We start from the raw sequence: 14,501 nt of genomic DNA on the forward strand, positions 1-14,501 counted from the left end.
TGATTGAATTTTATAGGGGTTGTGGCGCGGCTGGCGGGGATCGAACCCACGACCCTTGGCTTCGGAGGCCAATACTCTATCCACTGAGCTACAGCCGCGCTGGAGGAGGCGATGCGAAGGATACAGTCTTTCCCGGGCGTCGTCTATGGCAACGCGCCGCTCCAGTGGGAAATTGCGTTTCCACCAAGTGTCTTTGGGTCTATAATCGCCCGGCGGCATTGCATATAAATAAGTATTCCACGTATTCCGCAGGGCAGAAGCAGGTTTTTTTAATTTGTATTAAGGAAATCATGAGCGACGCGCACAACGAACACCAATCCTTTATCCGGACCCCCAAGCAACTGATCATCGCAGTGGCTGGTTTTTTCCTGGTCATCGTCATCGGCATCATCCTGCTGGTGATCTTTGCCACCAACAAGCCCCTGGGCGGCGCCGGGTCCGAAAGCCAGAGTGCGCAAGCCGTCGCGACGCGCGTGCGCCCGGTGGCCGAGGAAGGGTTTGCGTTCAAGGACGTGAACGCGCCCAAGATGCTGCAATCGGGCCAGGCCGTGTATAACGCCACCTGCGTCGCCTGCCATGGCTCGGGCGCAGCAGGTGCGCCGAAGGCTGGCGACGCAAGTGCCTGGAGCGCCCGTATCGCCCAGGGCTACGACACCCTCGTCCAGCACGCCGTGCAAGGCATCCGCGCCATGCCGGCCAAGGGCGGCAATCCCGATCTCGACGACATCGAAGTCGCCCGCGCCGTGGTCTACATGACCAACCAGTCGGGCGCCAAGTTCAAGGAGCCGGAAGCCCCGGCGGCAGGCGCCCAGGCGCCGGCCCAGGCCGCAGCCGCACCGGCCGCCGCCGCACCCGCCCCGGCCCAGCCGGCAGCAACGCCGGGCACCCCGCCTACCGCAGGCGCGATCGCGACGCCAGCCGTCGCCGGCAACAACGAAGCCGGCAAGGCCCTGTTCAATACGGCCTGCACGGCCTGCCATACCGCGGGCATCGCCGGCGCACCCAAGGTCGGCGACAAGGCCGCGTGGGCACCGCGCATCGCGCAAGGCACGAATACCCTGTACGAGCATGCCATCAAGGGCTTCCAGGGCAAGGCCGGCGTGATGCCGCCGAAGGGCGGTTCCACAGCGCCCGACGCCGACGTGAAAGCCGCCGTGGACTATATGGTCGCGGCCGCGAAATAAGCCGAAAAAAACCGTCCTGCGGGACGGTTTTTTCATGAACGAGACAAGAAATGAACGTGTCACCGTCGTACACCCCCGTCATCCGCCTGTCCCTCGCCGCGGCACTGCTGGCCACGGCCGGCGCCGCGGGCGCCGCCACGCTGTCGGTGGGTCCGGGCAAGACTTATGTCGCGCCATGCGCGGCCTTCGCCGCCGCCAGGGATGGCGACACCATCGAGATCGTCGGCGACTGGACGTACAGCGGCGACACCTGTGCGATCGCCCGCAGCAACCTGACCATCCGCGGCGTGCAGGGCCGGCCTGTCATCGACGCGGCCGGACGCCAGTTCGGCAACAAGGGCACCTGGGTCGTCACCGGCAACAACATCACGGTCGAGAACGTGGAGATGCTGGGCTCGAAAGTCATGGACGGCAACGGCGCGGCGCTGCGGCTGGAAGGCACGAATTTCACGCTGCGCCAGGCCTTCATCCACGACAATGAAAACGGCATCCTGATGGGTGCGAACCGCAACAGCAACGTCGTCATCGAGCACAGCGAATTCGGCCACAACGGCCACGGCGACGGCCAGACGCACAACCTGTACATCGGCAACGCCAAAAGCCTGACCTTCCGCTACAACTATTCGCACGACGCGAACATCGGGCACAACCTCAAGTCGCGCGCGATGTTCAACATGATCGCGTACAACCGCTTCTCGAGCACGCCCCCGGGCAAGCCCGGCAGCACGGCGAGCGGCAAGCCGTCGTACGAAATCGACCTGCCGAACGCCGGTACGTCCTACATCATCGGCAACGTGATCGAGCAGCCGGCCATCAACGACAATCCGAACATCGTGGCGTATGGCGAAGAAGGGGCGACGAATCCCGGCCAGGATCTGTATGTCATCAATAACACCTTCCTGAACGACTTCAGCAGCGGCACGTTCCTGTTCATCAGCGGCAAGGTATCGACCCCTGCCCTGATCCAGAACAATCTCTTCGCCGGTCCCGGCACCGTGAGCACGCAGGGCAGCGCCGTGCAGAAAGACAACCGCCGCATGGACAAACCGGGCTTCATCGACCGCGCCGGCTTCACGCTGCGGCCGTTGGTCAACGAGGTCGTCCTGAAAGCGGGGCCGGCGGCGGATCCGTGGACGAGCGGCGCCGGCGGCCGCTGACGCTTATACGCAACATTTCGCCTCCGTAAGCGTTTTTTCCGCTGACTTTTCTCAAAAAAGTGAAAACGGCCGCGTTGTGCCTAAACGCTAAGACCTCTTATAAATTTTTAACTATTGGTCTCTGGTTACCGAAACTCGTGCGTTTCATAGGGAGAATAAAAGTTGGGTTGAGGAAACACAAACACCGAAAGACCGAATAAAATGTTCAACAAGTCATCAAGGTGGAATTTTTGGCATGCCTAATGCTGAACGACGCGGCGAACATTTTGTTCCAGGTCTTTTTAATTGACCAACTATTGTTACACGCCGTTACAAAGGGTGGGTCGTAAACCTCGTATTCTGCATCTTGCCCTTGGGAATTACTTCCCGCACAGAAACTTTACGAGGAATCTCATGCACACTTTGCGTAACCATTCACTCCTGGCTGCCACCATTCTGATGGCCTTCGCAGGTGTGACCTCCGCTTCCGCAGCCACGCTGTCCGTCGGCCCCGGCAAGACCTATGCCAAACCCTGCGCCGCCATCGCGGTCGCCAAGGACGGCGACGTCATCGAAATCACCGGCAATACCACGTACAGCGGCGACGCCTGCAGCATCAACCGCCACAACCTGACCATCCGCGGCGTCAACGGCCGTCCGAAGATCGACGCCGCCGGCAAGAACGCGGCCGACAAGGGTATCTGGGTCGTCAACGGCAACAACCTGACGGTCGACAACGTCGAGATGTACGGCGCGAAGGTCATGGACGGCAACGGCGCCGCGTTCCGCCTGCAGGGCGCGGGTTTTACGCTGCGTAATTCGTTCATCCACGACAACGAGAACGGCATCCTGGCGAATGCCAACCTGAACAGCGACATCCTGATCGAATACACGGAATTCGGCCACAACGGCCGCGGCGACGGCCAGACGCACAACCTGTACATCGGCCACGTGAAGAGCCTCACGTTCCGCTACAGCTATTCGCATGATGCGAACGTCGGCCACAACCTGAAGTCGCGCGCGGATACCAACATGATCGCGTACAGCCGCTTCTCGAGCACGCCGCCGGGCGAAACGGGCAGCACCGCCACCGGCCAGCCGTCGTACGAGATCGACCTGCCGAACGCCGGTACGTCCTACATCATCGGTAACGTCATCGTCCAGCCGGCCGCCAACCAGAACCCGGCCATCGTGGCCTACGGTGAAGAAGGCGCGATCAACGCCGGCAGTGACCTGTACGTCATCAACAACACGATCCTGAACGAGTACGGCGACGGCACGTTCCTGTTCGTCAGCGGCAAGGTCCCGACCCCGGCGGTGGTCCAGAACAATATCTTCGGCGGCATCGGTACCCTCAGCTCCCAGGCGAGCTCCATCGTGAAGAACAACTACCGTTCGGTCTCCCCGGGTTTCGTCGACCGTGCCAAATGGGACCTGCATCCGACCGCCAGCGCGCTGGTGATCAATGCCGGTACGGATCCGGGCAAGTCGGCCAAGGGCGTGTCGCTGACCCCGGTCGCACAATATAAAGCCACTGCATCCGGTGAAGCACGTCCGGTGGCCGGCCAGCTGGACATCGGCGCCTATGAAGTGACGGGCGACGCTGCGAACACCACGCCCGTGACCTGGACCGCCTGCGGCAACGAAGGCTCGACCTGCTCGTTCAGCGGTACGCGTGAAGTCCGCTTCGGTGCCAACGGCATCTATACGTCGAAAGTGGTCACCGGCTCGACCGCGTGCACGAGCGCCGTGTTCGGCGATCCGATCCGCGGCGTCGCCAAGACCTGCAGCTATTCCAGCGCACTCTCGACCGTGACGGCGACCGTGGCCACGGGCCCGTCGTGGATCCCGTGCTCCGGCGAAGGCGGCACCTGCGTGTTCAGCGGCACCCGCGAAGTCCGCTTCGGCGCCGGTACCTCGTTCTCGACCAAGACGTTCACGGGTTCCATCTACTGCGCGAATACCGTGTTCGGCGACCCGGCAAAAGGCCAGCTGAAGACCTGCAGCTACTCCAGCAACACGATCACGACCTCGGGCACCTCGACCACGACCCCGGCCCCGACCGCACCTGCCGCCAACGATACCGGCTGGACGGCGTGCGCGGCCGAAGGCGGTACCTGCTCGGTCACGGGTACCCACCAGGTCCGCTACGGCGCCAACGGCTACTATGTGACCAAGACCGTGACGGGTCCGGTTGCCTGCTCGAACGCCGTCTTCGGTGACCCGGCTTACAGGATTGCCAAGTCCTGCAGCTACAAGTAATTCGCGGGGCCTGTCCCCTTCCGAAAAACGCGGCTTCGTGCCGCGTTTTTTGTTTTGGAACGAACGGATCAGCGCCCGTTTGTGGCGTCAAAGTCGCATTAATAGTCCGCAATTACTTCAGATACAACTTTTACTCATAAAATAGTTTCTAGGACTGAACTTTTTCTGTACAGTCCACGAACAGGCTGGTCACCAGCACAAATTTTTTCGAAAAAAAATGCGGCGTGAACGCAACATCGACTTGATTTCGAAAATTTTTTTTCGTAGCCATTCCATCAACGGGTGTCAGCTCGGCACTTGCCAGTCAGATATGCATATTGTCGCTCTGGCTCTGTCGATAAATTTTCCACCGGAAATTACATTCCATAGGGAAAAACCGTAGAAGGTCGTTTCAGGCTTCCTTGTTCTTGCACTGGATGCTAGAAAATGCGATCACAAAATGTTCTTTTGCTCTACTAAATAAGGCTAAAAGGAACAATAATTAGCCTCTTTTCAGGATTGCCGTTCAGCTATTTTCGGTTACACTTCGTTACAAACCGTCGATCTCAAACCTCGTATTCTGCAACTTTCCAGCAGGCACAACTGCTGACAGGCAATCGCTTACAAGGACATCGACATGCAACAAACCGCATCGCGCAACACCCAATTCTCTGCATCGCACCTGGCTGCTGCCGTCCTGATGGCGTTCGCAGGTGTGACCACTGCATCCGCAGCGACGCTGTCGGTTGGCCCGGGCAAGACCTACGCCAAGCCGTGCGCCGCGATCGCCGCCGCCAAGGATGGCGACGTCATCGAAATCACCGGCAACACCACGTATAGCGGCGATGTCTGCTACATCCTGCGCCACAACCTGACCATCCGCGGCGTCAACGGCCGTCCGAAGATCGATGCGGCCGGCAAGAACGCCGGTGGCAAAGCCATCTGGGTCGTCGACGGCAACAACCTGACCGTGGATAACGTCGAAATGTACGGCGCTAAAGTGCCCGACGCGAACGGCGCCGCGTTCCGCCTCGAAGCGGCCGGTTTCACGCTGCGTAACTCGTTCCTCCACGATAACCAGAACGGTATCCTGGCGAACGCCAACGCGAACAGCGACGTCGTGATCGAGAACACCGAATTCGGCCACAACGGCGCAGGCGACGGTCAGTCGCACAACCTGTACATCGGCCACGTGAAGAGCCTGACGTTCCGCTACAACTTCTCGCACGACGCCAACGTCGGCCACAACCTGAAGTCGCGTGCGGACACCAACCTGATCGCGTACAACCGCTTCTCGAGCCTGAACCCGGGCGAGACGGGCAGCACCGCCGCCGGCAAGCCGTCGTACGAGATCGACCTGCCGAACGCCGGTACGTCCTACATCATCGGCAACATCATCCAGCAACCGGCCTCGAACTCGAACCCGGCGATGCTGGCCTACGGTGAAGAAGGCGCGGTCAACGCCGGCAGCGACCTCTACGTCATCAACAACACGTTCCTGAACGACATGGGCAGCGGCGGTACGTTCATGTTCATCAGCGGCAAGGTGCCGACCCCGGCCGTAGTCCAGAACAACATCTATGCCGGCGTGGGCACGTTCAGCACGCAGGCATCGACGATCGACAAGACGAACTACCGTTCGGCATCGCCGAGCTTCGCGAACCGCGCCGCGTACGACCTGCATCCGGTCGGCAGCGCGCTCGTGATCGATGCCGGTTCGGACCCGGGCGTGTCGGCCAAGGGCGTGTCGCTGAAGGCTGTCGCGCAGTACAAGGCTGTCGCCGCGGGCGAAGCCCGTCCGGTGGTCGGCCAGATCGACATCGGCGCGTACGAATCGCTCACCGCGCCGACCACGACGACCACGTCCTGGACCGCTTGCGGCAACGAAGGCTCGACCTGCTCGTTCAGCGGCACCCGTGAAGTCCGCTTCGGCGCGAACGGTGTGTACACGTCGAAAATGATCACCGCGTCGACCCCGTGCACGACCGCCGTGTTCGGCGATCCGATCCGCGGCGTTGTCAAGTCGTGCAGCTACGCCGGCACGACCACGGCGGCCGCGCCGGTGACCGGCACGCCGACCTTCACGGCCTGCGCCACCGAAAACGGCACCTGCTCGTTCACCGGCAAGCGTGAAGTCCGCTACGGCACCAGCACGATCTACACCTCGAAGGTCGTGACCGGTCCGGTCAAGTGCACCAACGCCGTGTTCGGCGACCCGGCACGCGGCCAGGTCAAGTCGTGCTCCTACTCGAGCGTGACGCAGTAATCGCTTTACCCGCACCATGAAGAAGGCCGCTTCGAGCGGCCTTTTTTTATTGCACCGCGCGCCGCTCGGCGAACACCGCGCGCTTGGAGATCACGAAGTTGAACATCAGCGCCACCGCCGACCCGGCCACCACGCCGAGGAACAGGTTCAGCGTGCTGTGGTCGGTGAACCAGAGCCAGGTCTGGTAGACGGCCACGTTGATGAAGCCGCCCACGCCGGTGAACGCCAGATACTGCAGCCACTCGCGCACGGAGCCGGCGTCCTGCTTCACGAACGTGAAATGGCGGTTGACCTTCCACGTGACCGTGGCGGCCACGAGAAACGACACGACGCGCCCGCTCGTGGGGCCGAGGCCCAGGCCCTTGACGACGGCGTACAGGACGCCGAAGTCGGTGACGAAACCCAGCGCGCCGACGAGGCAGAAACGGAAGAACTGCTTCAAGCCTTTTTCTCGCGCGTGGCCCCGACCGACGGCACGGTCAGGTAGGCCAGGCGCTTCATTTCGCGCCGGCCATGGGTGACGGTGTCGAGCACGAGGCCGCACGTGAGCGCCAGGAAGGCCAGCAGCATCATGCTGGCGGCCAGCACGGCGGTCGGCAGGCGCGGCACCAGGCCCGTCTCGAGATAGGTCACGAGCACGGGGATCGACACGCCGATCGACACCAGCGCGAGCAGCGCGAACAGGATCGTGAAGAACAGCAGCGGCCGCTCGTTCTTGAACAGCTTCGTGATCATCAGCAGGATGCGGAAACCGTCGCGGTAGGTCGACAGCTTGCTGGTGGAGCCTTCCAGGCGCGCGCCGTACGGCGTGTCCAGTTCGCCGATCGGCATGCGCAGCTGCAGCGCGTGCACGGTCAGCTCGGTCTCGGTCTCGAAGCCGTTCGACAGCGCCGGGAACGATTTCACGTAGCGCCGCGAGAACACGCGGTAGCCCGACAGGATGTCGGTGAAGCGGTTGCCGAACAGGTGCGCGACGAAGCCCGTGAACAGGGCATTGCCGAAACGGTGGCCGGCGCGGTAGGCGGCTTCCTCCGAGTCGACGCGGCAGCCGACGACCATGTCCAGGTTTTCCTCGACGAGCTTGGCGATCAGCGCCGGGGCGCTCGCGGCGTCGTAGGTGATGTCGCCGTCGCACATCAGGTAAATGTCGGCATCGATGTCGGCGAACATGCGGCGCACGACGTTGCCCTTGCCCTGCAGCGTCTCGGCGCGCACGATGGCGCCCGCGGCCGCTGCCACTTCGGACGTGCGGTCCTTGGAATTGTTGTCGTAGACGTAAATCCGCGCCTGCGGAAGTTCGCGCCGGAAGCCTTCGACGACGGCGCCGATGGCGGCCTCCTCGTTATAACAAGGCAGGATCACTGCGATGTCGAGGCCGGCATACGCGGCGCGGGCCGCTTCGATCGGCAATACATTGGTTTTCAGTGTGGAAGGCATGCTGCGTCCTCGCTGCGGATACTGTTGTGTGACGGGTGAACTGGGATTACTGCAATTTGGTGAGCGCCGTCGCCTTGGCCGGCAGGCCCATGTTGCGGACGGCCGCGATGTCGGGCCGGGCCGGGGCGACGGCGTCGTAGACTTCGGTGACGCCCGACCGGTACTGGTGCGGCAGGGCCTGGCCGAGCCGGAAGCCGGAATCGGCGCGCGCCAGTGCCTCGCGCACCTGGGCACTGTGCGGATAGGCGTCCTTGCCGCCCTCGCGCACGATGACGACGTGCTGGACGCCCAGCCGGTGCAGTTCGGCCAGCACGTCCGCGGTGTCGTGGTACTTGAGGGTATAGGTGGTGCCCATGAAATTCGAGTCGGCCAGCAGCTTCGATGCGCGCACGACGTAGCCGCGCAGCGCGCTGTCGTGCACGGCCATGTCGGCGATGAACCAGCCTTCGGTGGAGGCGCTGCCGTCGATGACGGTCAGCACGGGTTTGGCGGCGGCCAGGCGGTCGGTCACGGCGGCGATGCCGGTATCGGCCTTCGGCGCGCGCTGGACCAGGTGCACGACGCCCGGCACGGCCATCACGACGGCCAGCGCGGCGAGCGCCGGTGCGGGCGTGCCCGCGCGCAGAAGGGAGGGCAAATGAGCCAGCAGGCGCACGGCGCCGAGCACGGCCAGCACGACGACGGCCGGCAGCGCGGGCGCCATGTAGCGTTCGACGATGTCGACCGGCACCAGCGACTGCAGCAGCAGGGTCGCCAGCAGCAGGCTGATCACGGCGCTGACGATCGTCCAGCGTGCCGGATCGGCGCGGCGTGCGCGGAACTCGGCCACGATGGCGTACAGGGCCAACAGGCCGCCGACCGGCGTCACGTTCCGCCCCAGGGCCTGCAGGTTGTACAGCAATGCCTTCGTCGCATACGGCAGGCCGGCCTGGTAATTAAAACCGTCGGCGGCGATCTTGGCCGTCAGCATGTACCAAGGCACGACGATGGCGGCCGCCAGCGCGGCGGCGACGTACAGCCGCACCGACAGCAGCAATTTCCAGTTGGCCGTCAGCAGGATGTGGAAGACGGGAACGAACACGACGAGCCAGCCGTTGCCCTTGACGAGCACGGCCGTTGCGGCGAGCAGCGCGAACCCGAGCGCGCTGCCCCAGCCGGGACGCACGCTGAACACGATCCAGACGGCGGTGGCGGCGACCAGGCAGGCGGTCAGCGGCTGGTCCGCCATGAACATCACGTGGCCTTCGAGCACCAGCGGCGTCACCGCGTAGACGAGCGCCCCGGCCAGCGCGGCGCGGCGATCGGCCAGCATGGACAGCGCCGCGGCGACGCCGATCGCCGGCAGTGCGGCGAACAGGACGTTGACGGCGAAGATTACCGGCAAGGTCGGCGGCAGCACGAGGAACACGAGACCGAGGATGCCGTAATAGGCCGGCGGCCAGTGCCCGATCGAGATTTTCGGATAATGGACGTAGAAATCGGTGGCCGCGCCCATCGGATTGCTGCCGAAATGGCGGGCAATGTAATCGGAGACAAAATACCCGTTGAGGAAGTGCGACGGTTCATCCGCCCCGGAAAAACCGGACTGGTACGACTTCGCCATGAACACGGCCAGCGCGCCGACGAGGACGGCGCACAAATAAGCCAGGCAAAGGAACCGGGACGAGGGTTTCTGGAAAACCGCTTGCATGAATGTCGGGGAAAGGTCAACGATGGGACAGCGTCGCGAACTTTAGCATATTTGCAAGCTTTAAGAGCATCAAGTTGTAACCATGTTGTATTTGCGACCGCTAACAACGACAACGCCATCCCCGGGACTGCGGGATGGCGTTGGGGCCGGAATTACCAGATGATGACGCGCTCCTGCGGCGCCAGGTACATCTTGTCGCCCTGCTTGACCTTGAAGGCGTCGTAGAAGCCCGGCTGGTTGCGCAGCGTGCCGTTGGCGCGGAACTGGCCCGGCGAGTGCGGGTCGGTCTTCACCTGCACGATCTGCTGCTGCTCACGCATCTTGGTGCGCCACACCTGGGCCCAGCCCATGTACAGGCGCTGTTCGCCCGTCAGGCCGTCGATCACGGGCGCTTTCTTGCCCTTCAGCGAGATCTTGTAGGCTTTATAAGCGATCGCGAGACCCGAGTTGTCGGCGATGTTCTCGCCCAGCGTCAGTTCGCCGTTCACGTGGTAGCCCTTGATCGGCTCGAACTGGTTGTACTGGTTGACCAGCATCTTGGTCTTGGCCTCGAAGTTCTTGTGATCGGCCGCAGTCCACCAGTCGCGCAGGTTGCCGTCGCCGTCGTACTGGGCGCCCTGGTCGTCGAAGCCGTGGCTGATCTCGTGGCCGATCACGGCGCCGATGCCGCCGTAGTTCACGGCATCATCCGCATTCGCGTCGAAGAATGGCGGCTGCAGGATCGCGGCCGGGAAGACGATCTCGTTCATCTCCGGGTTGTAGTACGCGTTGATGGTCTGCGGCGTCATGCCCCACTCGTCGCGGTCGATCGGCTTGCCCAGCTTGTTCAGCTCGCGGTTGTACTCGACGTCGCGCGAACGCATCACGTTGCCCACCAGGTCGTCACGCGACACGACCAGGGCCGAGTAATCCTTCCACTTGTTCGGGTAGCCGATCTTCGGCGTGAACTTGGCGAGCTTGGCCTGCGCTTCCTTCTTGGTCGCCGGCGACATCCAGTCCAGCTTGTCGATGCTCTGCTTGTAGGCGACCAGCAGGTTCTTGACCAGCGCTTCCATGCGCGCCTTGCGCTCCGGCGGGAAGTACTCGGCCACGTACAGCTTGCCCAGCGACTCGCCCTGCGAACGCTCGATCGCGCCCACGCCACGCTTCCAGCGCGGTTCCATCTCCTTCACCCCCGACAGCGTCTTGCCGTAGAAGTCGAAGCGCTCGTCGACGAAGGCCTTGTTCAGGTAGTTCGCGTACGCGTCCACCAGGTGCATCGTCAGGTAGGCCTTCCAGGTGTCCAGCGAGGTCTTGTTGGAGATCTCGGCGAAGCCTTTCAGGTAGGTCGGCTGGCTGACGATCACATAGGTCGTCTTGCCGGCGATGCCGGTGGCCTGCAGGTAGCCGTTCCAGTCGTAGTCCGGCGCGACCTTGCCCATGTCGGCCAGCGGCACCTTGTTGTAGGCCTTGATCGGGTCGCGCAGTTCGACCTTGGTCCACTGCACCTTGGCCAGTTCCGTCTCGAAGTCGACGATGGCCTTCGCGTTGGCGGCGGCGTTCTTGTCGCCGGCCAGCGCCAGCGTCTTCTCGACGTGCGTCAGGTACTTGGCCTTCGCGTCGGCCAGCTTGGCGTCGTCCGCCTTCAGGTAGTAGTCGCGGTCCGGCATGCCGAGGCCACTTTGATAGATGTCGGCGACGTACTTGGTCGAATCCTTGTTGTCCTGGTGGATGCCGAAATCGTACGGCACGTTCACGCCGATCTTGCCCAGGTGCGCCAGCAGCGCGGGCAGCTCGGACTTGTCCTTCAGCGCCGCGATCTTCGCCAGTTCGCCGTTCAGCGGGGTGATGCCGAGCTGCTCGAGCTTCGCTTCGTCCATGAAGCTGGCGTAGTAATCGCCGATGCGCTGGGCGTCGGTGCCCTTGGCCGGGTTGCCGGCGGCGGCTTTCTCGATGATGCCGCGCAGCTGCGGCAACGTGTCGTCGCGCAGCTTGGCGAACGAGCCCCAGCTCGATTTGTCGGCCGGGATCTCGACCGTCTTCATCCACTTGCCGTTCAGGTATTCGTAGAAATCGTCCTGCGGGCGCACGGCCGGATCGATGTATTCGGTGGCGACGCCGGCGGCCAGGGTCTGGCCCTTCTTGATGGCCGTGTTCTTGGCGGCGGCGCCTTCCGCCGCATGGCCGGCGTTGGCAAGCAGCGCCAGGGTCAGGGCGCTCAACAGGGTGTGCTTCTTCATCATCTCTTCATCTCCCTCGGGTTGTTATGGGTGGGATGGTGGGTTGCCAGCGGGGGTACCGCCGGCTTCGATTATCGCTGATGGCGATCCGTTTTGTTACCAAATCGTGACGCGCTGCTCCGGCGGCAGGTACATCTTGTCGCCTTCCTTCACGCCGAATGCCTCGTAGAACGCGGCCTGGTTGCGCAGCGTGCCGTTGGCGCGGAACTGGCCCGGCGAGTGCGGGTCGGTCTTCACCTGCACGATCTGCTGCGCCTCGCGCATCTTCGAGCGCCACACCTGGGCCCAGCCCATGAAGAAGCGCTGGTCGCCCGTGAGGCCGTCGATGACGGGGGCCTGCTGGCCGTGCAGCGAGATTTTATAAGCCTTGTACGCGATGGCAAGGCCCGAGTTGTCGCCGATGTTCTCGCCCAGCGTGAGGGCGCCGTTGACGTGGTAGCCCGCCAGTGGCTCGAAAGAGTCGTACTGCTTCACCAGCATGTCAGTCTTGGCCTTGAAGCGCGCCTGGTCGTCCGCCGTCCACCAGTTGCGCAGATTGCCCTCGCCGTCCGACTGGCTGCCCTTGTCGTCGAAGCCGTGGCCGATCTCGTGGCCGATCACGGCGCCGATGCCGCCGTAGTTGACGGCGTCGTCCGCGCTCGCATCGAAGAACGGCGGCTGCAGGATCGCGGCCGGGAACACGATCTCGTTCATGCGCGAGTTGTAGTACGCGTTCACCGTCTGCGGCGTCATGCCCCACTCTTCGCGGTCGATCGGCTTGCCCAGCTTGTCGATGTTGCGGTTGTAGGCGAAGGTCGCGGCGCGCATCACGTTGCCGACCAGGTCATCCTTCCTGACGCTCAGGCGGGTGTAATCGCGCCACTTGTTCGGATAGCCGATCTTCGGCGTGAACTTCGCCAGCTTGGCCTGGGCTTCCTTTTTGGTCTCCGGGCCCATCCAGTCCAGCTGGTCGATCGATTCCCGGTACGCGGCGAGGACGTTCTTGACGAGTTCCTCCATGCGCGCCTTGCGCTCCGGCGGGAAGTATTTCGCCACGTATTCGCGGCCGAGCGCCTCGCCCAGAGCGCCCTCGACGACGGACACGCCGATCTTCCAGCGCGGGCGGTTGACGTCCGCGCCGGTCAGCGTCTTGCCGTAGAAATCGAAGTCCGCGTCGACGAACGCCTTCGACAGGTAAGGCGCGTATTCGCGCAGCAGCTGCCACTGGAAATACGCCTTGACCGTCTCGATGTCGGTGTCGGCGAGGAGCTTGTCGAAGGCCTGCAGGTAGGTCGGCTGGCCGACGATCACGTAATCGACCTTGTTGCCCACGCCGGCGGCGCCCAGCGCGGTCTTCCAGTCATAGCCCGGCGTCAGCGCGGTGAGCTGCGCCACGTCCATCTTGTTGTAGTTCTTGTTCGGATCGCGCAGTTCGACCTTCGTCCACTGCGCCTTCGCCAGTGCCGTCTCGAACGCGACGATGGCCTTCGCCTTCGCGTCCGCCTCCTTGTCGCCGGCGAGCGCCAGGATCTTCGCGACGTGCTGTTCGTACTTCGCCTTGGCCGCGGCCATCTTCGCGTCGTCCGCCTTCAGGTAGTAGTCGCGGTCCGGCATGCCGAGGCCGCCCTGGCGGATGTAGGTGGCGTACTTCGTCGACGCTTTCGCGTCCTGCGCCACGCCGATGCCGTACGGCGTCGCGACGCCGATTTTAATGAGGTGCGCGATCAGGTCCGGCACGCCCTTCTTGTCCTTCAGCGTGCGGATGCGCTGCAGTTCGCCCGTCAGCGGCTTGTAGCCCTGCGTCTCCAGCTTCTTCTCGTCCATGAAACTCGTGTACAGGTCGGCGATCTTTTGCGCGTCCGTGCCGGCCTTCTTGTGCGGGTCCTTCTGGTCCGCTTCGATGATGCCGAGAAGCTGCGGCTGCGTGTCCTCGCGCAGCTTCATGAAGGTGCCCCAGCTCGAGCGGTCGGCGGGGATTTCGGTCGTCTTGAGCCACTTGCCGTTCAGGTAAGTGAAGAAATCGTCCTGCACGCGTACGCTCGGGTCGATGTATTGCGTGTCGATGCCGGCGCGGTCCGCCGCGGATGCGAAGGTGGCCAGCATGGAGAGGGTCAGGGTACTGAGAAGGTAACGTTTCACGAGGGGTCCTTGTGTGCTGCGGTGTGGCTTGTGGCCATCCGCGAATGTAACACGGCCCAGTGTGCCGATACACCGGGCCGCCGTCGCCGCGCTCTGCACGAGAATCGCCGGCGGCGGGCTCTTGAGGACTTCGCTGGTGCTCATGACTATCGTTGTTATCGGTTGCGCGGCGGCACCAATTTTAGCGGGGAAGGATAGTCGAATCAGCGA

9 protein-coding genes and 1 tRNA gene are annotated in these 14,501 nt (G+C 63.1%); 4 read left to right on the forward strand and 6 right to left on the reverse strand.

Annotation, left to right across the window (positions count from 1 at the left end; translation table 11 throughout):
* Positions 1-22: 22 nt before the first annotated feature.
* A tRNA-Arg gene (locus ACL58G_RS03935) sits at positions 23-98 on the reverse strand.
* Positions 99-290: 192 nt separating this feature from the next.
* Between ACL58G_RS03935 and ACL58G_RS03940 the strand changes: the two genes are divergently transcribed.
* The 4 genes from ACL58G_RS03940 (at position 291) to ACL58G_RS03955 (ending at position 6,827) form a co-directional block, all read left to right on the forward strand.
* Entirely contained in the window at positions 291-1,184 is an 894-nt protein-coding gene (locus ACL58G_RS03940; RefSeq protein WP_440965285.1) for a c-type cytochrome, read from the forward strand.
* Positions 1,185-1,234: 50 nt separating this feature from the next.
* A complete protein-coding gene (locus ACL58G_RS03945) occupies positions 1,235-2,341 on the forward strand; it encodes a hypothetical protein (RefSeq protein ID WP_440965287.1) in 1,107 nt (368 codons plus the stop codon).
* Positions 2,342-2,734: 393 nt separating this feature from the next.
* Positions 2,735-4,582, forward strand: a complete 1,848-nt coding sequence (locus ACL58G_RS03950; protein WP_440965289.1) for a hypothetical protein — start codon at positions 2,735-2,737, stop codon at positions 4,580-4,582.
* 616 nt (positions 4,583-5,198) lie between these two features.
* Positions 5,199-6,827 (forward strand): hypothetical protein, encoded by a 1,629-nt coding sequence (locus ACL58G_RS03955; protein WP_440965290.1) that lies wholly within the window; start codon positions 5,199-5,201, stop codon positions 6,825-6,827.
* A 46-nt stretch (positions 6,828-6,873) separates the two neighbouring features.
* Here ACL58G_RS03955 and ACL58G_RS03960 read toward each other — a convergent pair whose 3' ends face one another.
* From ACL58G_RS03960 to ACL58G_RS03980, 5 genes are all read right to left on the reverse strand, one after another.
* Entirely contained in the window at positions 6,874-7,269 is a 396-nt protein-coding gene (locus ACL58G_RS03960) for a GtrA family protein (RefSeq protein ID WP_440965292.1), read from the reverse strand.
* Positions 7,266-8,264 (reverse strand): glycosyltransferase family 2 protein, encoded by a 999-nt coding sequence (locus ACL58G_RS03965; RefSeq protein ID WP_413337637.1) that lies wholly within the window; start codon positions 8,262-8,264, stop codon positions 7,266-7,268. Before ACL58G_RS03965 ends, ACL58G_RS03960 begins: the two co-directional genes overlap by 4 nt.
* Before the next feature lie 46 nt (positions 8,265-8,310).
* Positions 8,311-9,954, reverse strand: coding sequence for an ArnT family glycosyltransferase (locus tag ACL58G_RS03970; RefSeq protein ID WP_440965294.1), 1,644 nt, complete (start codon positions 9,952-9,954; stop codon positions 8,311-8,313).
* Positions 9,955-10,106: 152 nt separating this feature from the next.
* Positions 10,107-12,173, reverse strand: coding sequence for a M13 family metallopeptidase (locus tag ACL58G_RS03975; protein WP_413337648.1), 2,067 nt, complete (start codon positions 12,171-12,173; stop codon positions 10,107-10,109).
* A gap of 96 nt (positions 12,174-12,269) precedes the next feature.
* On the reverse strand, positions 12,270-14,291 hold the full coding sequence (locus ACL58G_RS03980; protein WP_440965296.1) for a M13 family metallopeptidase: 2,022 nt from the start codon (positions 14,289-14,291) through the stop codon (positions 12,270-12,272).
* Positions 14,292-14,501 lie beyond the last annotated feature (210 nt).

The sequence above is a fragment of the Massilia sp. GER05 genome (assembly GCF_052056005.1).
Taxonomy (GTDB): domain Bacteria; phylum Pseudomonadota; class Gammaproteobacteria; order Burkholderiales; family Burkholderiaceae_D; genus Telluria; species Telluria orientalis.